Annotated in this window: 24 protein-coding genes; 14 read left to right on the top strand and 10 right to left on the bottom strand. The window is 54.3% G+C overall.

What is annotated here, in order from left to right; translation table 11 throughout:
* Window position 1 precedes the first annotated feature (1 nt).
* The 3 genes from AAY24_RS18245 to AAY24_RS18235 all read right to left on the bottom strand — a co-directional run bounded on the left by AAY24_RS18245 (window position 2) and on the right by AAY24_RS18235 (window position 1,747).
* Window positions 2-322, bottom strand: coding sequence for a TrbC/VirB2 family protein (locus tag AAY24_RS18245; protein ID WP_046861482.1), 321 nt, complete (start codon window positions 320-322; stop codon window positions 2-4).
* Window positions 319-1,269, bottom strand: coding sequence for a P-type conjugative transfer ATPase TrbB (gene trbB / locus AAY24_RS18240; protein WP_046861481.1), 951 nt, complete (start codon window positions 1,267-1,269; stop codon window positions 319-321). The genes AAY24_RS18245 and trbB overlap by 4 nt, the downstream gene beginning before the upstream one ends.
* Window positions 1,270-1,408: 139 nt before the next feature.
* On the bottom strand, window positions 1,409-1,747 hold the full coding sequence (locus AAY24_RS18235) for a helix-turn-helix domain-containing protein (protein WP_234422310.1): 339 nt from the start codon (window positions 1,745-1,747) through the stop codon (window positions 1,409-1,411).
* Between the two features lie 263 nt (window positions 1,748-2,010).
* Between AAY24_RS18235 and AAY24_RS19040 the strand changes: the two genes are divergently transcribed.
* Entirely contained in the window at window positions 2,011-2,217 is a 207-nt protein-coding gene (locus tag AAY24_RS19040; protein WP_082117281.1) for a hypothetical protein, read from the top strand.
* A 216-nt stretch (window positions 2,218-2,433) separates the two neighbouring features.
* Here the strand turns inward: AAY24_RS19040 and AAY24_RS18225 are convergent, their stop codons facing one another.
* Together AAY24_RS18225 and AAY24_RS18220 are read right to left on the bottom strand one after the other, a co-directional pair.
* The gene (locus AAY24_RS18225) at window positions 2,434-2,640 is read right to left on the bottom strand and encodes a hypothetical protein (RefSeq protein ID WP_199930600.1); all 207 of its coding nucleotides are present in this window, start codon (window positions 2,638-2,640) and stop codon (window positions 2,434-2,436) included.
* A 24-nt stretch (window positions 2,641-2,664) separates the two neighbouring features.
* Window positions 2,665-3,381 (bottom strand): replication initiation protein, encoded by a 717-nt coding sequence (locus tag AAY24_RS18220; RefSeq protein WP_046861478.1) that lies wholly within the window; start codon window positions 3,379-3,381, stop codon window positions 2,665-2,667.
* A gap of 1,280 nt (window positions 3,382-4,661) precedes the next feature.
* Between AAY24_RS18220 and AAY24_RS18215 the strand changes: the two genes are divergently transcribed.
* The 7 genes from AAY24_RS18215 to AAY24_RS18720 all read left to right on the top strand — a co-directional run bounded on the left by AAY24_RS18215 (window position 4,662) and on the right by AAY24_RS18720 (window position 10,143).
* Entirely contained in the window at window positions 4,662-5,552 is an 891-nt protein-coding gene (locus tag AAY24_RS18215) for an ArdC family protein (RefSeq protein WP_046861477.1), read from the top strand.
* Between the two features lie 3 nt (window positions 5,553-5,555).
* The gene (locus tag AAY24_RS18210; protein WP_046861476.1) at window positions 5,556-5,897 is read left to right on the top strand and encodes a hypothetical protein; all 342 of its coding nucleotides are present in this window, start codon (window positions 5,556-5,558) and stop codon (window positions 5,895-5,897) included.
* Window positions 5,898-6,044: 147 nt separating this feature from the next.
* Window positions 6,045-6,800, top strand: a complete 756-nt coding sequence (locus tag AAY24_RS18205; protein WP_046861475.1) for a ParA family protein — start codon at window positions 6,045-6,047, stop codon at window positions 6,798-6,800.
* Window positions 6,797-7,810: a ParB/RepB/Spo0J family partition protein gene (locus AAY24_RS18725; RefSeq protein ID WP_082117280.1), complete on the top strand. Its 1,014-nt coding sequence runs from the start codon at window positions 6,797-6,799 to the stop codon at window positions 7,808-7,810. Before AAY24_RS18205 ends, AAY24_RS18725 begins: the two co-directional genes overlap by 4 nt.
* Window positions 7,807-8,037 carry a hypothetical protein gene (locus AAY24_RS18195; protein ID WP_046861474.1) on the top strand — a complete coding sequence of 77 codons (231 nt, stop codon included), beginning with the start codon at window positions 7,807-7,809 and terminating at the stop codon, window positions 8,035-8,037. The genes AAY24_RS18725 and AAY24_RS18195 overlap by 4 nt, the downstream gene beginning before the upstream one ends.
* A 10-nt stretch (window positions 8,038-8,047) precedes the next feature.
* Window positions 8,048-8,302 (top strand): hypothetical protein, encoded by a 255-nt coding sequence (locus tag AAY24_RS18190; RefSeq protein WP_234422312.1) that lies wholly within the window; start codon window positions 8,048-8,050, stop codon window positions 8,300-8,302.
* 77 nt (window positions 8,303-8,379) lie between these two features.
* Complete coding sequence (locus AAY24_RS18720; protein ID WP_082117279.1) at window positions 8,380-10,143, top strand: Fic family protein; 1,764 nt, start codon at window positions 8,380-8,382, stop codon at window positions 10,141-10,143.
* Window positions 10,144-10,278: 135 nt separating this feature from the next.
* On the opposite strand, the gene AAY24_RS19360 is transcribed toward AAY24_RS18720, so the two are convergent.
* The 5 genes from AAY24_RS19360 to AAY24_RS18165 all read right to left on the bottom strand — a co-directional run bounded on the left by AAY24_RS19360 (window position 10,279) and on the right by AAY24_RS18165 (window position 12,619).
* Window positions 10,279-10,614, bottom strand: coding sequence for a hypothetical protein (locus AAY24_RS19360; protein WP_199930604.1), 336 nt, complete (start codon window positions 10,612-10,614; stop codon window positions 10,279-10,281).
* 57 nt (window positions 10,615-10,671) lie between these two features.
* Window positions 10,672-10,929 carry a hypothetical protein gene (locus AAY24_RS18180; RefSeq protein WP_199930603.1) on the bottom strand — a complete coding sequence of 86 codons (258 nt, stop codon included), beginning with the start codon at window positions 10,927-10,929 and terminating at the stop codon, window positions 10,672-10,674.
* Between the two features lie 93 nt (window positions 10,930-11,022).
* Window positions 11,023-11,454, bottom strand: coding sequence for a hypothetical protein (locus AAY24_RS18175; RefSeq protein ID WP_046861471.1), 432 nt, complete (start codon window positions 11,452-11,454; stop codon window positions 11,023-11,025).
* Window positions 11,454-12,194: a P-loop NTPase family protein gene (locus tag AAY24_RS18170; RefSeq protein WP_046861470.1), complete on the bottom strand. Its 741-nt coding sequence runs from the start codon at window positions 12,192-12,194 to the stop codon at window positions 11,454-11,456. The genes AAY24_RS18175 and AAY24_RS18170 overlap by 1 nt, the downstream gene beginning before the upstream one ends.
* 11 nt (window positions 12,195-12,205) lie before the next feature.
* The gene (locus tag AAY24_RS18165) at window positions 12,206-12,619 is read right to left on the bottom strand and encodes a hypothetical protein (protein WP_234422311.1); all 414 of its coding nucleotides are present in this window, start codon (window positions 12,617-12,619) and stop codon (window positions 12,206-12,208) included.
* A 208-nt stretch (window positions 12,620-12,827) separates the two neighbouring features.
* Between AAY24_RS18165 and AAY24_RS18160 the strand changes: the two genes are divergently transcribed.
* From AAY24_RS18160 to AAY24_RS18135, 6 genes are read left to right on the top strand one after another with little or no spacing between them, the layout of a single operon-like run.
* The gene (locus AAY24_RS18160) at window positions 12,828-13,169 is read left to right on the top strand and encodes a plasmid mobilization protein (protein WP_046861468.1); all 342 of its coding nucleotides are present in this window, start codon (window positions 12,828-12,830) and stop codon (window positions 13,167-13,169) included.
* Window positions 13,166-15,031 carry a TraI/MobA(P) family conjugative relaxase gene (gene traI, locus AAY24_RS18715; protein WP_082117277.1) on the top strand — a complete coding sequence of 622 codons (1,866 nt, stop codon included), beginning with the start codon at window positions 13,166-13,168 and terminating at the stop codon, window positions 15,029-15,031. The genes AAY24_RS18160 and traI overlap by 4 nt, the downstream gene beginning before the upstream one ends.
* Complete coding sequence (locus AAY24_RS18150; RefSeq protein WP_046861467.1) at window positions 15,032-16,924, top strand: type IV secretory system conjugative DNA transfer family protein; 1,893 nt, start codon at window positions 15,032-15,034, stop codon at window positions 16,922-16,924. It abuts the gene before it with no gap.
* A complete protein-coding gene (traF, locus tag AAY24_RS18145) occupies window positions 16,924-17,439 on the top strand; it encodes a conjugative transfer signal peptidase TraF (RefSeq protein ID WP_046861466.1) in 516 nt (171 codons plus the stop codon). Before AAY24_RS18150 ends, traF begins: the two co-directional genes overlap by 1 nt.
* Complete coding sequence (locus AAY24_RS18140; protein ID WP_052761388.1) at window positions 17,427-18,596, top strand: carbon-nitrogen hydrolase family protein; 1,170 nt, start codon at window positions 17,427-17,429, stop codon at window positions 18,594-18,596. Before traF ends, AAY24_RS18140 begins: the two co-directional genes overlap by 13 nt.
* Entirely contained in the window at window positions 18,596-19,186 is a 591-nt protein-coding gene (locus AAY24_RS18135) for a transglycosylase SLT domain-containing protein (RefSeq protein WP_052761387.1), read from the top strand. The genes AAY24_RS18140 and AAY24_RS18135 overlap by 1 nt, the downstream gene beginning before the upstream one ends.
* Window positions 19,187-19,464 lie beyond the last annotated feature (278 nt).

Here is a 19,464-nt window from a genome sequence, read left to right as displayed (position 1 = left end):
GCTACACCACCGCGCCAGTTGCACCGAACAGTGTGGTCAGAACATTGGTGGCCATGACGATGAGCGCGATCACCAACACGATCAGAATCATCTTGCGGGCGAAATCGTTGATTTCACCGCCCCAGATCAGCATGCCGCCACCGACAACGATGGCGATCAGCGAGATAGCCAGCGCAACAGGTCCGGTGATGGAGTTGGTCAGGGTTTGCAGCGGGGTTTCCCACGGCAGACCTGTGGCCGTACCGGCAAGGGCTTCACCTGCGATAAAGAACAGCAGTACCGCCGTAGCGACCATCAGTATCTTTGTATTTTTCAGATTCATCCTTCTTTCCTGTGCGTTGTAAAAAAATATTCGCCGTCCTTTAGCCCTTCGAGCCATACCGCCTCTTCAAGCCTGGGTGGCACTCCTTTCTTGCGCTTGGGCATGTAACAAACCAGGTCCACCGCTGAAGCGATGGCCCTTCGTTTGTCAGTACCCGGCAATCCTTCTTCCACGTATTCCTGGAACTTCTCCACGCCCTCCCTTGCTGAATTTGCATGCAGTGTGACCACGCCACCCTCGTGACCGGTATTCCATGCCTTGAGCACCACCTCCGCCTCTGCGCCGCGCACCTCGCCCACTACGATCCGGTCCGGCATCTGGCGCATACTGGCGCGTAGCAGTGCTCGCATATCCACTTCATCGCTGGTCAGCTTGAATGAGCGATCCGGAGCGCTGCACTGCAGCTCCTGGGTGTCCTCGAAAATCAGGATTCGGTCTTCCGGGGTGATCTCGGCTATCGCGCCCAGAATGGCGTTGGTAAGCGTGGTTTTTCCTGAGCCCGTGCCGCCGACGACCAGTATATTTTTACGGTTTGTGACGGCCTGTTTGATGGCCTGGTGTTGTGCCTCGGTCATCATGCCGTTTTCGACATAGCTTTCGAGGGTGTAGACGACTCGTGCGGGCTTCCGGATACAGAATGTCGGGTGTCGTGAGATTGGGGCCATGTCCCCGATAAAGCGCTCGCCGTTGGGGAGCCTTGCTTCTACCACGGGTTTCTTGTCGGTGATCATGCCCCCGGACATAGAGGCCACGGTGCGAATCAGGTTGTCCGCCTGTGTGGCGCTCATCTTCGTGAGAACCTTCTTCGGTTCTCCGGCGCGGTGTACCCACACCGCGCCATCGTCGTTCAGGTATATGTCAGTGACGGAGCCGTCTTTAAGAGCGGAGACAATATCGCTTCCGAGTTCGGTTTGTAACTTGCGGGTCAGTCTAGCGAGCCGTTCCATAGCTAATTTCCACCTTTAATTCTGGTGGTAATATATTAGCTCTTTTGGCAGTTGTAAAGCCCTGTTTTTATCTATCTTCGAGGCGTAGGGCATATTGCCCTAGCATATTGGTAAGGAATTCTGTTCGGCGTGGATTGGCTTACTTGTCGGGGTCTGGGTCGTCGGGGGGTATAAGCAGCACAAACACCTCTACCCCAAGAACTCGGCTGAGGCTTTCCAGGTTATCCAGGCTGACATTCATCCGTGCGTTTTCCAGCCCACCGATGAATGATTTGGATAGTCCTGACAGGTCTGCAAGCTCTTGCTGGCCGTATCCGTGGGCTTTTCTGAGTCGGAGTAGGTTCTTTGCTAAGATCGCCCGTGCACTTTTGCTGATCCCGCTATTGTTTTGGTTGTTCATCCTTTCACGGGCCACTCTTGTTAGGCGCTGGACGATGTTTTGCGGACTATCGTTCAGCCCTGTTGGCATGTCACTCATCAGTTCCCTTTTAGATTGTTACTTCCGTGTATGTGCTTATTTTGCCTTGCTCGGGCTTTCGCTTCCAGTTTCTTTTTCCAGTAGTGGGAATATAATAGGACTTTAGCCGGTCGCTTTCGATAAAAAGGGAATGCTGTGCCCAGGCTGCGTTACCCTGTCCTCGCTTCGCTGCGGGTCGCACCATCCACTTGCCTGGCCCTTTGTCATCGTTTATTTACCCGGCTTTACAGGACGTCAATTCACACAACGCAGGAGAGCGTAACATGTCAGAAGCAAGCACCAACAAGCCAAGCCTAATCGCCTATACCGTGTCCGGTAGTGACGAAAAAAGTTACTTCAACCGGGTCGGCGCAGCCTGGCCCAACAGCAAGGGCGGATTTCAGGTTCGCCTCTTTGCCACGCCGATAAACGGTGAAATCGTCTTGCTGCCGCCCAAGGAGCGGGTCCCTGCCGAGCCGGCAGAGGACTAACCAAACAATCAGGCCGGGCTGAGGCCCGGCCATAGGGGGGATCATTATGTACTTCTTGCTTTCCTTAGCCGCTGCTTTCGCTCTCGCGTATGCGGTAGCCTTTGTGCTGGGCATCATCCTTGGTGCAGTCTGGATCACCCTGGGCGCCTTTCTGCGGCGTCTCTGGCGGACGTTACTGCCGGGGTGAGTTTTTCACATGTGAAACTTTAGGGGTGCTTAGCCCCTCTTTTTTTGCTCCCAGACCATGCGAGCGGCCTCCTGCCCCACTTTTTCGGAAATCAGTCCGGATAGCAGTTTCGCTATCTGTTTCCCGTAACGCTTCACAAACATTTCCTTGTCCAAAGTGTAATCCATCTTGTCGTATATCTTTTGGTTGTTTGGATTTTCCGCGATCATTCGCGCCAGGTTCTTTAAGGAGTCCACCTTGCCTCTCTCATTCTATGTGCCCTATAGGAGTTCCATTTGCGCCTTTTCCTCAAAGGAGAAGCGTATTGTTTCCACGGTCCGCCCTTTTTTTATTGGCTGCCAACTCACATCCAGTGATGTTTTTGCCCTTATCTCTTTAACTGCCGGATCGATAACCCGTGCTTTCAGGTTCGAGAACCTTGGGTATTTGCCGACCAATTGCAGCCGCTCTTTGAAGTCGTCCACTGAAATGGCAAACCATCCCGTGTCCCGGAACCGAGCCAGCATTTCGTATAGCCTGATCGAATAGGCAGAGCCTAGCCCTCTTACTTCATTTAGCTGGTAGGTGGTATGGCGTTTGTTCAGCATGGTGAGGTATGGAGTTATCTCGGGGGAGAATCCGAGTTTTACCCTCCCCTCCCCTTTCTGATACTCGGCCATGTAAACCCAGCGCATGCGTTTTCTGGTCTGCCCGTCGATCTTTCGAATATCCCGTTCGTATAGTCGATTGGTGGCCTCTTCCATTTCTTTGTAGGTGCTCTTCGGGTCGGTTCCGAACAGCCCTTGGAATTCATCCACTGTGAGAAGGAAGGTGTTTCTAGGGGGAGGTTTGCGCCCGTCGAGTTGGGCAGCGCAGGCCAGGATTATTCTTTGCTCGTTCAATGAGAGGGTGTAGGCCGCCTCAATGAGCGAGTTGGCCTTTGTTACCAGTAGCGCCTTGGTTTCTTCCGGTGCTTTATTTTTTTCTTTTGCTTCCATTGCGGCCTCTTGCTACATGCAGTTATTTTTGTAGCATATTCTATTTTGCTACATTCTGCTAGCGTTGTTACTCTCGCCGTGATTTTGTAGCACCAGTCCTTTATTTCTGCCGTAAATCTGTAGCACGAATACCTTTGCCGTGAATTTGTAGCACTACTAATTCGCCTTTTCTTCCTGAGCGAGCCGCAAATCTGTAGCATTATCGCGCTCGCCGCAAATCTGTAGCAGTTTTTGGGAGCCTGTGGATAGCGCCGTAAATTTGTAGCGCTAAGCCGTGAATCTGTAGTTCTTAACCGCAAATCTGTAGTTTTTAACCGTAAATCTGTTACCCGAATACCACATATCTTTTTGTTTTATTTGTGATTTTCAGGCCTTATAAACAAGTATAATAAACAAGCATAAACAAGATACAATCCGTGCACTGTGGATAACTTGAGCGATCCGGCTCCGCCGGCGCTACGTTCCGTGTTCGCTAAACGCTCATCCTGCCCTGTGGACAGGACTTTGCACTTCACATCGCTATCGCAATGCTGCCTACGGCAGCGCCTACCCTCCTACATCCTGTAGTCGCCCCGCTTCGCGGCCTACGCTGGCCATCCTTGGCCAGCTACAAGGAGTCGGCAAGCCGATACCCCTTATCGATACACCAATAATGAATGCTCGCCTCGGCTCGCATGCTATCCAACTGGCTTCCCTCTGGTCAGCCAAATTATTCAAAACTCAAAATCATATAAGCGGCTTACGCCGGGCTAGCCCGGCAGCCGACGAAAGGCTAGTAATGGTCTACCAGGCGCGGGGGCGATCCTGCCAAGGCCTGGGTCATTTTCTCGCGCCTCAGCCCCTGAGCAGCCCGCAGACCACATAACAGCTAGTTTGCAAGGCTTTCTCATACCTTTCCTATGGCCGCCCTAGCGGGCCTTTTAGAGGCGAATAAGGGGCTCTGCTTGCTGTCCAGGTTGATGGCATTGTGTTCGGTATTGCCCGATAGACCCTGATCGGGACTATCGGTTTCCCTTCTTTTCTAACGCCCTCACAGATGCTCGCCAGGGCTCCCAACTGATCGGGCTTCTGATAAGGGGCTCCGCCCCTCGCTCGCGCAAGGGGTCTCCCCAACCTTCCGCATTCCGCTTCGCTCCATTTGTGCAGGCCGGGTGATCCCCCTCCCCTTGCACTCTCTACCCCCGCACTTCGCCAGTGGGTCAGGAGCGCAAGCGCTCAATGCTTAAAACAGCAAAACCCTTAACCCCGGCCAACCTTGGCCATGCCTTGAAGAGGTGACTATGAAAGCGAAACGCGATTTTTATCAGGAAGTAACCGACAAACTGATTGCCCGTATGGAAGCAGGCGCAAACCCTGTCCGGTCCCGCTGGGATGGTTCGGGCGAGCTGACCTTGCCGGTCAACCACAACACTGGGAACCACTACAACGGGCTGAATATTCTGCTGCTGTGGATCTCCCAGGAGGATCAAGGGTTCAGTTCTTCGCACTGGATGACCTACAAACAGGCCAAGGAGAAAGGTGGCCAGGTGCGCAAGGGCGAAAAGGGAACAACCATCATTTTCTATAAGACCCTGGAGAAGGACACTGGCGAATTAGACAAGGATGGGAACGAGGTCAAGGCGGCTGTGCCCATGCTGCGCACCTTCACGGTTTTCAATCTGGATCAGATCGACGGGATAGACAGCCCGGCCAAGCTGGCCGCTGGTGGCGGGTTCGAGCCTCACCAGATGGCCGAGCAGATCCTAGAGTCCTCCGGCGTGGATATCGTCGAGGGTGGGACCCGCGCCTTCTATCGGCCCTCTACCGATCGGGTTCATATGCCGGACCGAGACCGTTTCGGCAATCCCGAAGATTTCTATGCTACGGCGCTGCACGAACTGACCCACGCGACCAAGGCAAAGCACCGTTGCGACCGTCCTAAATACGAATCGGAGATCCGGGGTGCAGATTACGCCTTTGAGGAGCTGGTGGCCGAGATTGGCGCGGCGTTTCTGATGGCGGGGCTCTCGCTGCCGGGTATGGTTCAAGACCATGCTGATTATCTGTCTAGCTGGCTGGAAGTGCTGCGTAATGACAAGCGGGCCATTTTCAAGGCGGCGGCTCAGGCGCAGAAGGCGCATGACTGGGTGATGAGTGCCTATGCAGACGCGCAGCAGAAAAAAGCAGGCTGATCGATGAAGCCTGATTATACAATCTATGATCGTGGAACCGTGGAGGGTCGCGCCGAAAGGCGCGATTATTCCACGGTCTTACTGACTCATGACGAGGTGACACGGGTTTGCTATTTGATCGTGTCCTATGACTATTTCGGTATTACTGACGTTTCGCATATTGCCTTCTATGCGGCTTCCGAAGGTTGGGAGGATCTGACCGAAACTGGGTTTAGGAGTACCTTTCTTGATACCCGAATAGTGCAGCCGATGGGTGAAGATGCCGGTGCCATTCTGGCGGCAATCTATGAGAATGCCGGGGTTAAATATCGGGTGTCACCACCCATTCAACCCGGACTTTTTTAGGTACAATGGGGCCACGGAAGGCCCAAAAAAGTTTCACATGTGAAAAAAACAGTTGAAAAAATTGCCGAAAGTGCTAATATATTAGCACTTCCTCGGCTTACAGCCATAATTTCACGGCCATAAGGCCATGCCTTCAAGAGGTGTTCCATGAAAACGTTGGTTATTGCGAACCAAAAAGGCGGGGTCGGTAAATCCACCGTTGCTGTCCATTTGGTTTGGGGTGCTGTAGAACAGGGGCTTCGCGTCCTGCTGGTCGATTTCGACGGCCAGGCGAATTCTACTCATACCTTTATCGAAGAGATTGCGCCAACCGGTGCACACGCTTCCCATCTGTTTAAAAAGAAATCTTGTGGTGCGCCACTGGCTATTAGCGACCGACTCGCTATTGTTCCGGCAGACATGGCGATAAATGATGTTGAAGGACTCCCGCTGGACACGATCGAACACCCTGCCGCGCATCTGCGTAGATGGGAAAAGGATTACGATTTGTGCATTATCGACACCCCGCCGAATTTGGGGCGTCGTCTGCTGGCTGCCCTGATTGCTGGGGATTCCGTGGTATCGCCAATGGCGCTTAATGGTTACTCCATAGATGGATTAACCGAATTGCAGCGAACCATTATTACCATCAAAAAGAAATTCAACCCACGCCTGAAAAATCTGGGCGTCCTGCCCAACCTGGTTAACCAGCGAAGCAAGACACAAACCGCCAGGCTGTCCGAGCTGCGCCAGGTGCTGGGGGATAAGGTGCTTCCGTACATATTACCGTCACGAGTGGCCGTTTCCGATGCTATCGATAACGGCCATCCTGTATGGAAATACACCCGAGGCCAGAGTGCTGCTATGGCAGCCAAAGAAATGCGTCACGTTGTCACCGCCGTTATTGAGAGGGCTACAAAATGAAAAAAGGAATCTCTTCACTTGCCAGCTTGATGGATGAGGCGGACCAGGCTGGGACCGGTGCTCCATCCGAAGTAGCTGTTGAACTGATAGAGCGTGATCCCCTGCAGCCACGTAAAACCATCGATCCAGAAGGCCTCGAAAGTCTCGCCGCTTCGATTGCTGCTCAAGGCGTGATTCAGCCTATCGTGGTGCGACCCGATCCCGAAGGAAACGGTTATTTTGTGGTCACTGGCGAACGGCGATGGAGAGCTGCACAGCTAGCCAACCTCGATACCATCCCGGTTGTTATTCGGGAGTTTGAGGGTTCTTTGCTGGCGGTACAGCTCTGCGAAAACCTGGATCGTGAGAATGTACCGATCCTGGAAGAAGCCGAGGCAGTGGCTCGCCTGGTCAAGGAGCTGGGTAAGGCCAGTGAGGTTGCCAAGGCGCTGGGGAAAAAAGCAGCGTGGGTGTCGGTACGTCGCAAGATCGCCAAAGGTCTGGAATTGGTAGCGCCATTTGTGGAAAGCGGGGCGACCCGAGATCCGGAAACGCTCTCGATGCTGGTGGATCTGCATAAGCTGGACGCGGAAGCTTTTGAGCGACTGCAACGCCGGACGGATATCAACCGGTCGATGGTTCGTCAGGCGGTTGATATTGCAAAGGGCAGGGTTGAAGAACCGAAAGACCCCCCGAAGGAAACTGCTCAGGCGCAATCCGTGCAAGAGTCTGTAACTGAGCCAAGCGGAGGGCAATCCGAGGATCAGGAGCCCTTACCGGCAGCCCCCAAGAGGGAGAATCAGCCTAAGCGGCTGGATCGGGTGGTGGGCAGTGAACCCGAATCTACAGAGGAAGAGGGCGGGCCGTGTGAAGATGGCTCCGAGCTACAAGCCATCGATCTATTGACCAGGAATCTCTCTAGTCTTTTGGGCGTTAACGTAGCGCTGCACGAAGAGGGGGAGGGCGGTTATCTGCGAATTGATTTTGCTGACCGTGCCGAGCTCAAGCGAGTGATGAACCATATTTCATGAATAAAGAGGCGGTGCCAGAAGGCACCGCCTTTTTAGAGGCACACGTTATGATTATGGAGAGGTATCTAAATATGGTCGAAGGCGGCGAGCGGAGGGTTGAGCTCACCGCAGAAGAGGAGGCGGCTATTTTAGCGGCCTATGATTATGGCTTAACGAGCATGGGTGAAGAGGAGATCCAGGAGCTTCATGCCGTACTCGCCAAACTGAAAGATCAGATTCATCCCTGACTAGAACATTATGAGCGTACCAATGGATCAACGCCGCCTGGTATTAAGGGCATATCGAGCCGGTTTTCAGGGGACGCCTTCTCAGGCGGCTTCGGAGCTGACACGGCTTGCGGTCAAGAGCCGCTTGATCCGCCCGCGAACCGATATTCCCGGGCAGACCCTCACCAACTGGGCAGCATCCGGCAAGCCGCCATTATGGGCGGCGCTGGCAGCGGCAGAGTGGTTAAAAAAGCACGATCCGGATTTTGAAAAGTTTCACATGTGAAAATCTGAGGCGATTTCTCAGCTTAATCTAATCAAAAATCTCTGTTTACTGGGCAAATTAGCGGTTATAATTTGCCCATGTGGAACTGGCAACACCCTGATTGGCCCAATTTTGAGTACGACCCGTCTCTGTTCAAGGAGCGAGTCGAAGCCTTCTATCGTTCGGCGGAACGGCTCTCCGGCAGGATCGAGGGGATGGCCGAACGTTATCAGTCTGATACCGTCATTGACCTCATGCTTTCGGAGGCGATCACCACCAGCGCTATCGAGGGTGAAACCCTGGACCGTGATTCTGTGCGTTCCTCATTGCTGCACCTGATCGGCAAAGAGGTGGCGTCGCCGAATTCCGATGAAAAGGCAGCAGGTGCGGCGGCGCTGATGGTAGATGTTCGAAAAAAATGGGATCAGCCGCTCACCCATGAATTACTTGGTGGCTGGCAGACAATGGCCTGTCCAGAGGACAGAACCAGCCTGGCGTTGCGGGGTATGTATCGGGGTGATGCCATGCAAATCGTCAGCGGTCCGATAGGTCATTACAAGGTTCACTTTGAAGCGCCAGCGGCTAAAGACGTGCAGGGGGAAATGGATCGTTTTCTGGATTGGTACAACAGTACCAATCCAGAAAAATCGACAGCGCCGGAGATATCCGGCCCGATTCGAGCAGCAGTCGCCCACCTGTGGTTTGAGTCCATACACCCGTTTGATGATGGCAATGGGCGGGTAGGGCGCGCCATTTCCGACCACGCGCTTTCTCAATCACTGGGGCGACCGACGATTGCGTGCCTGGCAACGGCGATCAACGAGGACCGCAAGAACTACTATGCAGCACTGGCCCAATCCAGTAAGGGCGCTAGCTTGAATATCAATCCTTTTATCGATTTCTTCACTGCCACCGTGAACAAAGCCCAGGATGTTGCCCGGGAAGAGGTTGATTTTGTGCTGAACAAGGCTCGTTTTTATGAGGCCTTCGCCGATCATCTCAACGACCGCCAGGCCAAGGCCATAGCGCGCGTTTTCGCGGAGGGTCGAAAGGGCTTCGCCGGTGGCCTGTCCGGAAAAAACTACATGACTATTACCAAGTGCTCCCAGTCTACCGCGACTCGGGACTTGGGCGAGCTGCGCGATATTGGGGCTTTGGTCTCTCATGGCCAGGGCCGCAGCACACGCTATGAAATAGCGTTCCCAGAGCCGCAGCAGGCGGCTTTCTTTACCCGTGGATCTACACAAGGAGTTGACCCTATGGAATTAAACCTTGCCCCTGATACCCCAGAGCAGGAGTCGCTGGAAGAGAAAATAAGTGAACTCATGGAGTCCACTGACGTTCAATCTTCGCTGGTCGTGGAGAATGCAATCCGATCCGGAAACCTAGAGGATATCCGGATTGCCTTGATGGAGGTGGATCGGATGATGGAGGCCCTGGAGGCGGGCCTTTCTGAATTTTCCGACCACGATTGGGCCTCTACGGATATGGATCGGGATGCGATTATGGATCGTATGCAGAAACGTGCCGATGGCCCATATGCCGAGCTAACTGAGAAATATCTTAACCAGGTGGCCGAGGAGAAAGGGGCGACGATCTGGCCTGCCAAGCCGGATTATCAGTACAGTGGTGAAATCGTAGATGCTGATGAGCGATTCATCTATCAGCAGGTGGCAGACAATACCCTGATCGCACACCGGGCCGATGATTTCCAAGATCCCGGCAATGAGCTGATAGGAATGGATCTAACCATTTCCCAGCAACCGGATCGGGAACAAGAGGCGGCGGACAAAAGGGTAAAGAAGATCGAGCCTAACCAGAAGTCGGACAGTAATGAGAAGGGGCACGACCTGGGCCGGTAGCACACGGCTGTCCACGGATTCCACAGCCCAGTGCCTGAGACTGCCGGAGTGGCCCCTAAAAGGGCCAACGAAGGCAAAGCGAGGGGCGACGCGAAGCGGCGCGGCTGTGGTATCAGTGGTCAGGCGACCCGAATATTACCGGCAGGCCTTCACATTTTTTGATATTCCTGTCCAAGTCCCAACCTGCCAATCAAAGAAGACGTTTTGATTTTCTCCTGCATCCAACCTAAGCCTGTTGGTACCCCTCGATAACGTTGGGAGATTGGTTCCCATCCTGTATTTTCCGGTAGAGCTTCTGATGTATGGTGTTAATTCTACGCACTCACCGCACATATTTTGATAATACATCTGGATACTATTTGAGTTATTAATTGCATCTATCAAAATACAGGATGGTGAAGGAGCCGCTTCAACCAGACTAGTGGCTACTAGGATGAATGCTATTACAGCCTTGTCAATTGCAACTCTCATTGCCACCTCCATCTATATTCTCTTGGGACACGATATGTGCCCCAAATCATCGCTTACTTAGTAGGTGTGCCTAATATTGACCTCTTTCTTGCTGGGGTCTGCACCTATAGATGTGTCCTCCCCTGTTTTTATGCGGGGGAAATCATGGGATTTGTCGCGCATATTTTCTTTCTGTCTATCGCCTTCCATTTCCGCGTCAATTTTTTGAGCATTTTCCATGTTTTTTTCGAACTGTGAGTCTGCGGAAAGGGGGGATTGGAAGGTACTGAGAAGGAGAACGCTGACTGATAGGTAGAATATATTGCTGTGTTTCATAAACAACTCCATTTGATGATGAGTCCACAAATTATAAGGGTAGACTAGTTTCTAGAAATATCACTCTGAAGTGGGTTTACGGTAAGTAACCACTTACGCCACCATAAGAAGTACCACTACCAGCAGTAACCCCAGAAATCCCGCCGTAGACCAAGCCCACATCAATTGCCGCTTGAGCGCCGCCCTGTCATCCAGGGCAGCGCCGAGCGCCTTTATCTGATCACCTACCGCCTGATCTGTTTGCTGCTGGGTTTGTTTCGCCTGCTGTCTGATTTCGGTCGTGGCCAGCGCCAGGGCCTCACCAATGATCTTTTTGGCAATCTGCTTACTGGCGTTTATTTGTTGCTGGTTGAGTGAATCCAGCCTGGTGGATTGGTCTTCGAGGGCCGACGAGAGGCGACCCATGTGTAAATCCAGGACCACATCATTGAGCGCGACAGCGCCAATGATGGGATCATCTTTACTGATTACCAAGCCCCAGCGAGCCGCGACCTCCTGGATCAGCCGCTCTCTGTCGAGTTCCACTAGCTTAATACCTCGCTCACGCGCTCGAAGATATCCCGCTGGGCGTTCTTGAGGCGCTGGCGGCTCATCAGGCCGAATCCTGGGCTTTCCACGGCCTGAGCGAAAGAGCGCTTTTGCTGTAGCATCTGCTCGATGTCGATACCGTAGGTATCGGCGGAATATTTTGGGATCTCTACGACCGCGTGAATGCGGTCGGCGTGCTTCTTATAGACGGCCATTTGTTCGAACGGCTTGCCATTCTGCTCGATGTCCCCGAAATAGGTGTTTTTCCAAACCACTATCTTGACGGTTTTCGGCATTTGGTCGATAAGCTGAGCCAAGCCGTTCAGCGTGTCCAGCATGCCTTGGCCGCCCGTTATTACCGGGTGCACCCAGACCTCCCGGCCCATGTCCAAGAGCATTTCGATAGCCGTGTTTTCGATCAAGTAGTTGGAGAGCGGCACGAAAGAGGCGGCGCCGTTATCAACCACAAATTGGGTATCTGGCGCGTCGGCCATTTGTTCGATGAGCTGGTCAAAATTCCGCTCATTGATTCGGGTCGAATCCTTGTCTTGGATCGCCAGGTGCTCAACCTCGAAGGCGTTGTATTGCGAAAGCGTGGCGTTCACGGGGTCAGTATCGACCACTGCCAGTTTCCCGTTTTCATCTAAAGTACTGCTAATATATTGCGCTAATATCGCAGCAACAAAGGTCTTACCAATCCCGCCTTTTCCTTGCATGGTGAAGTGTGCTATTGCCATGTGCTTTCTCCTTAAATGAGTTCATCTTTATCCGGTTTCGGATTGAATTTGAACCCCCGCCGGTCGCCTTTCTTGGCGGCTCCTTCTGGCGGTTCGTTTCTGCTTTCCGGCTTGGCCGGTTTCTTTTTGGAGGCCGGTCGAGGCGAAGCCGCGACCTTCCTTTCTGTCTTGGCTGTCGGTGCTGTTTCCTGCGTCTGGTCGTTGGCCTCCTTGTCTTCGTCGGACAGCTCTTTGGTAAGCCTGGCGAACTGTGCGTAGCTGAGCTGCAGTCCGTCTTTTAGCAGCTCCTGGTGGATGTTTTTCTTATCGAAGCCGGCGCGTAGCGCCTCCTTTATTTCCGGCCAGCGCTCGATTACTACGGTCTTTCCGCTGGACCGGGTTTTGCGTAAGCGTTCGAGCAGCCGTTGCCTGTTCATAGGGTGCATTATATGCAATTCCGCGCGATTTTATGCAATCGAACGAAAGTGCATATTCTTGTATATTCGCCTATCATTGCAAATAGTTACGACATAGATATAGGGCAGGATAGGCATTTGTAACACCGCGAACAAGTCGGCGGGCCACAAATGCACCCTTATTCGCACTACCGTGCTCAACGTAATCCTGCTCTGCGAGGCTTGGAGGCTACCGCCTATGGGAAGTGAGAAGAGACAACGGACGAAGCATTACCCGATCCGTTTTTTTCCAGAAGAGTTCGAGGAAGCAGAGCGCAAGGCCAAGGCCTTCAGCTATCCCTCCGTCGCATCCCTGATCAGGGACCTGGTGACCGGTGTCGAACCGACCAGCACCCTGGATCAGCAGGCGATCCTTGAGCTGCTGCGCGTCAATGCCGACCTGGGGCGACTGGGCGGATTGCTCAAGCACTGGCTGCAGGCCAAGGGGGCCGAGAAGGACCTGGTTCCCGATATACGCGCCCTGCTGCGCGATATCGAGAACACACAGCGTGAGCTCAAGAAGAAGGTTAAGGCCCTGTGATAGCGAAGCGCTCCAATCGCCGATCCGATGGGAAATCCAGTTTTCAGCAATTGGCGCGCTATATTGCGGATTCACAACACGATGGAGAAAAGCTAATATATTCCCACTTTACGAACTGCCTAGCAGAGGATGGCGAAATGGAATTGGCGATCAAGGAGATCGAGGCAACCCAGGCGCTCAACACCAGATCAAAGTCTGACAAGACCTATCATCTGATCGCCTCATTCCATGAGGGCGAGCGTCCGGCACGGGACCAGCTAGACGATATCGAACAGACATTGGCCGATGCGCTGGGGATGGGAGACCATCAGCGATTGGCTGCTGTCCACGACAATACCGATCACCTGCATATCCACATAGCCATCAATAAGGTCCACCCTGAGACGCTGAGAAACATCACGCCCTATAGGGATTATCACCTGCTACAAGCCGCGTGTCGGGAGCTGGAGCAGCGGCATGGCCTGATCGTGGATATGGGTGATCCGGAGGCGGAGCGTGTTTCAGCCAGGGCTCAGGATTTCGAGGCGCAGCAGGGGCAGGAATCCTTTCAGTCCTGGGTCAAGGGTGAGCCAAGCCAGCGCTTGGTCGCTCTGATGGAGCGACCGAAACCGAACTGGGAGCAACTGCACCAGGCGCTCGATGAGTACGGTCTTGAGATCGCCCCTCGTGGGGCCGGGTTTGTGATCCGGGTCAAGTCCGATCATCACCTTTCTATCCGCGCTTCTAAGGTTAGCCGGTCCTTGTCCAAGGGTGAGTTGACCAAGCGCTTGGGCGACTATCAGGAGCCTGTGATCACCGCTAAACCTCCCGCCCAGGCTAAGCGCTATGAACCCAAGCCATTCGCCAAGACGCCGGCGAACGCACTATGGAAGACCTATAAGGATCGGCAGGCATCGATCGCCGCTGATCGACAGAAAGAACTGAAGCGGCTCTCTATTGAGCTATCCAAGGCTTATGGTGTGCTCCGGAAGGAACACCAGGTCAAACGGGCCGCCCTCAAAAAGCGCAGAGACCTGCGAGGCCCGAAGAAACGGGCCGAGTATTCTGTTTTGCGCATGGAGCGACTGGGAAAGCAGGAGTCGATCAAGAGTGAGTTTGCTAAACGGCGAGAGGCGGTTAGAACGGCGCACCGGTCACAATCCTGGCCTGATTTTCTGCGTGAACAGAGCGAACAGGGCAATAGTGATGCCCTGGCTGCGCTACGGCGCGTAAAACCCCGTAGCGACCAACCCGGTGCGTCCTATGTCGAGGGTAATCCTGCTGCAGAGCCCTCGTTTTTCCCGTCTTTCACCTACAAGGTCAGTCGTAACGGCGACGTGACCTATTTTCTCGGTAAGCATCAGGTCGTCGATGAAGGCAAGCGGATACGGGTTGGCGAGCGGTTCGATGACAAGACCATTGAGGCCGCGTTGCGGATGGCTCGCAACCAATTCGGTAAGAATCTACGGCTCAAGGGCAGTAATGAGTTCCAGCGCCAGGCGGCGGCGGTCGCCGGGCGTCTCAATATGGATGTGTCGTTCACCAACCCGGATCTGGAAGCGGAAAAAGTTTCACATGTGAAAACCACGAACTGGACTGACCCGGTACAGGCCTTTATTGCTTCGCGTAACACTACCGCAGGTAAAGTATCCGACGTCCTTCCCCACCGACGCTATCGCCCACAGGAAGATTCTGGCGAGGCGATCTATCGGGGGCTTCGAAGCACCAAGGGCGGCCCGATGGTGGCGCTGTTCGAGAAGGCCGGGGAGTACCTGGTGAAGCCGGTTGATACCAAAAATGCCCAAGCGCTGCGTGGTGTGCGTTTGGGTTCTCGCATCAACACCGAAACCCATTCGGGTAAATCTCATGACAAGGAGCGTTAAATGTCCGTCCCTACTCCCTCGATCGGGGTTCAAGCCCTAAAGCGAAAATCCCCGTCCTGGGGCTTGCTTATTGTTTTCGTATTACTCGGCGCGGTGCTGGCCTTCGCCGCCGCGACACAATATACGGCGTATCAGTATGCCTATGATCCCGCTCTAGGCGAGCCCTTGTTTGGTCGTATCTATGAACCGTGGGCTTTTATTGCCTGGTCACTCCAGTGGGGTAACACAGATCCTGATCTGTATCAGACAGCCTATCTTGTTGCGGCCTCTGCGCTGGTAACAGTCTTTGCTTTCTATGCCATAGCGGTAGCCTTGACGCGCCGGCGCACCACGGCCAATGACTCCCTGCATGGCACGGCCAGATGGGCGTCGCGGGAGGATATACAGGAGGCGGGATTACTGCCCGCGAAGGGTAAAAAGGCGGATGGTGTATTTGTTGGCGGGTATGTGGACAAGAAGATGATCCAATACCTCCGGCATGACGGACCGGAGCATATTCTTGGCTTCGCTCCGACCCGTTCCGGTAAGGGCGTCGGCCTGGTTATCCCCACTTTGCTCTCATGGCTTCATTCTGTAGTGGTTTTCGACATGAAGGGCGAAAACTGGGCGCTGACTGCCGGATGGAGAAAGGCCTCCGGGCAGCGTGTTTTGCGTTTTGATCCCTCCGATGCGAGTGGCACCGGGGCGCGATTTAACCCGCTGCAGGAGATCCGCCTTGGTTCTCCACATGAGGTGGGCGATGCCCAGGGCCTGGCCACCATCATGGCCGATCCAGAGGGGAAAGGCCTCAACGATCACTGGATGAAGACGGGGCATGCCCTACTTGTCGGAGTGATACTGCATTGCCTCTATAAGAAACAGGCGGAGGGGCGAGTGGCTACGCTGACCGACCTATCCTATTTTCTGTCCGATCCGGCCCGCACACTGTATGACTCCCTGCAGGAAATGGTGCATTTTGAGCATACCAGCGAGGGCACTCATCCCACCGTTGCCCAGGCTGCACGGGATATGCTGAACCGGGAAGAGCGCGAACTATCGTCTGTGCATTCAACAGCGGTTTCGTATCTCACCCTTTATCGTGATCCGGTCATTACCCGGAACACCGAAGAGAGCGATTTCCGCATAGACGATCTGATGAATCACGAGGACCCGGTATCCCTCTATATTGTCGTCAAGCCTGCCGATCTGCCGAGACTGCGGCCTCTGGTAAGGCTTATATTCACTCAGATCATCCAGAAGCTGACCGATCGCATGGAGTTCGAGGGTGGCCGATCGGTAGCCCACTACAAGCACCGCCTTCTGCTGCTTCTGGACGAGTTCCCGGCGCTTGGGCGGCTGGAGGTGGTAGAACAATCCTTGGCCTTTCTGGCTGGATACGGCATCAAGGCGTTTCTCATTGTCCAGGACCTGGCGCAACTGCATAAAGCCTATACCAAGGATGAGGCGGTGGTATCCGCCTGCCACGTTCGGGTTGCTTATGCGCCCAACAAGATCGAGACGGCCGAGCTTCTATCGCGTATGACCGGCAAAACCACTGTCATCAAGAAATCTGTCTCGGTCTCCGGTGGGCGATTCGGCGCTGTGCTGGATCGTGCCACAGAGAACCTGCAGGAGGTCGAGCGGCCACTACTGACCGCCGATGAGTGCATGAGGTTGCCCGGTCCCAAAAAATCCCCGGATGGCCGGGAGATTCTGGAACCCGGCGACATGCTGATCATGCCGTCCGGGTTCAATGCGATCTATGGCAAGCAAGTGCTCTATTTCAAAGATCCGGTGCTCTCCAAGCGCTCGAAACTCTCGCCGCCTATTGAGTCCGACCGGATTGTGGCAGAGGCAGATACTGTCGGCGCTGATAGTCGGCCTGCCTCGAAGCTGGATGCACTTTTTGACTGATGAGCATCCCAAGACCCATTGTTGCAGCGGTTGGGATGCTGGCTATCGTCGTGGTTGGTAGCGAGGTGGCCGGTCTACATCTTAACCACACGGCCAGTTACCCGCGTGGCCTCTGGATAGAGACCAGTGGTAGTGATGATCGTCTGCCTTATGTACTGGCGTGTGCCGACCATGTGGCCGATTTCGAGACTTATAAGGAGCGGGGCTACCTGCCCTGGGGTATGGCCTGCAGCGGGACCGCGCCACTGCTGAAGCGGATATGGGCACGACCAGGCGATAGCTGGTCAGTGACTCCGGAGGGCGTTGTTGTCAATGGCGAGCTGGTGAGTAACACCCGGCCGCTCGAATACGATAGCGCCGGGCGTCAATTGATCCCTGCCACAGGCGGCACAGTGCCTCCCGGTCATGTTCTCCTGCTGTCCGATTACTCGCCCCGGTCTCTCGATGGCCGCTATTTTGGCACGATGCCGATTACCCAAGTTCTCAAGGAAGTGAAACCGCTATGGACGGAATAGCCCTTAATCAACCTCTGACCTACCCGTTTACACTGCGTCTGGTCTTCTCCATTGCTGTTGCTGGTGTTTCTGGGGCCTTGGCCTGGGCTGGCCATGCCGAGTTGTTGCCGCTGGCGCTGATTCTGCCCGCTGCATGGGCATTGGCTCCCTGCCGGCTCTGCGCCGGCGCGGTGGCGTTTGTTTACCATGTAGCCGCTGCGCGTGATGTGCCCCAGGGCGCAGCCATCTTCTTTGGCACCGCCGATGTTTCAGGCTGGTTTCTGGTGATTGGCGCGGGCCTCCTGTACGCACTACCCTTTGCGGCTCTCTGGTCTCGCAATTTCACCGCCTGGCGTGGGCTTCTGGCGCTGCTGTTGGTCTCTCTTCCGCCTATCGGTGTGTTCGGCTGGGCCAACCCTATCACGGCTGCCGGGGTACTGTTCCCAGGCGCTGGGTGGCTTGGCTTGGCCGCTGTGATTGCCCTATTTGCGGCGTTGACCCGGTGGCCACTGCTGGCGCTACCTCTGCCGCTGATCGTTACCCTGATTCAGGTGGAGCCCCCGCCAGCTCCTGCTGGCTGGGTTGCCCATGACACATCCTTTTTGATGGCTTCCGGACAGCAAGATTACCTTGCTGATGCCCAGCGGCAGCAATCGATCATTGAAGATGTCTACCGGTCGGATGCCAAGGTGGTGGTCTTGCCGGAAACCATCGTCGGGCGCTGGTCTGATGCTTCCCTGTTTTTATGGGGCGAGCTGGCCCAGCATGCCCGGAACAAGGGGCAAACCATACTATTCGGCGCGGAGCTTGCGAACGGTAGCGGTTACACGAATTCTGTCCTTGGTCTCGATGTGGATGGGGCCACCCCGGTTTACAGTCAGCTTATGCCGGTGCCGGTCTCGATGTGGAAGCCCTGGACCGATGCCGGTGCTATCCCTCAGTGGTTCGAGGTTCAGACAGCGATCATTGACGGCCAGCGGACGGCCTTTTTGATCTGCTATGAGCAACTGATGGCATGGCCTCCGCTGGTGGTCATGCTTGGCGATCCGGATGTTCTCGTGGGCGTCTCGAATGACTGGTGGGCACGGGGCACATCGATCCCCGGCATTCAGCGATCTGCCCTCATCGCCTGGTCCCGGCTCTTTGGCACCAAACTGATATTTGCGGTGAACGAGTAATGGATATCCCTGCCCTAATTGATCAATGTAACCTGGGTGCGCCTCCGACTGTCGTGGAGGCCATTATCAGGGCGGAGTCTCAGGAGATCCCCCTGGCGCTCAATGTCAATCCTCCGGAGGGCGTCCCGACGCCTCCGGTGCCCGAGTTCACCAGTGCCACCGATGCGGCTGTTTACGCGGTCTCGATGGTATCCCAGGGGTATACCGTGGATGTGGGTCTGATGCAGGTGAATAGCGCCAATTTGGCCCGGTTCAACGTGCCAATCATGGAGGCCTTCGATCCCTGTAAGAACATTGAGCTTGGGACCCGGGTTTATCTTGAGGCCGCTGAACTGGTCTCTAAATATCCCGATCACTTCACCAGTCCTTATGCTCGGCTACAGGCTACGCTTTCGGTTTACAATACCGGCAGCCCTTGGGCCGGCATTGCCAACGGCTACGCCCGGCGCGTGATCGATGGTATGAGATACAACCAGGACATTGCAGGTGCTGATATGTCGGTTTCTTTCTCCCTTGACGAGCATAGTAAAGACGAAATTAGTGTCCTTTTTGTGGATAAACCAAATTGGGGAAATAATGAAAAGAAATAGGAATATTATTATAAATTCATTGTTGATAGATAGCGCTTGAAAGTTTGATTGCCAAGCGGGCGTGGTTGTGGTTTATATGAGTTTGTTCTGTTATAGTTCTGTGGGTACATCGTGACCACAATGAGCCCACATGAAGAATGCAGAATATAAACTAAGGTTAGAACCCCTCCTCCGTGACGAATTCTTTGCTGCTTGTAAGGCTCAAGACCTACCTGCTGCACAGGTCTTACGCCAGTTCATGAGGGAATTTGTGGATCGCCACAACGCAGCGAATCAAG

It is taken from the genome of Sedimenticola thiotaurini (assembly GCF_001007875.1).
Classification (GTDB): Bacteria; Pseudomonadota; Gammaproteobacteria; order Chromatiales; family Chromatiaceae; genus Sedimenticola; species Sedimenticola thiotaurini.
Note: the sequence above shows the minus strand (reverse complement) of the source record. Positions and strands in the feature narration are given on the sequence as shown.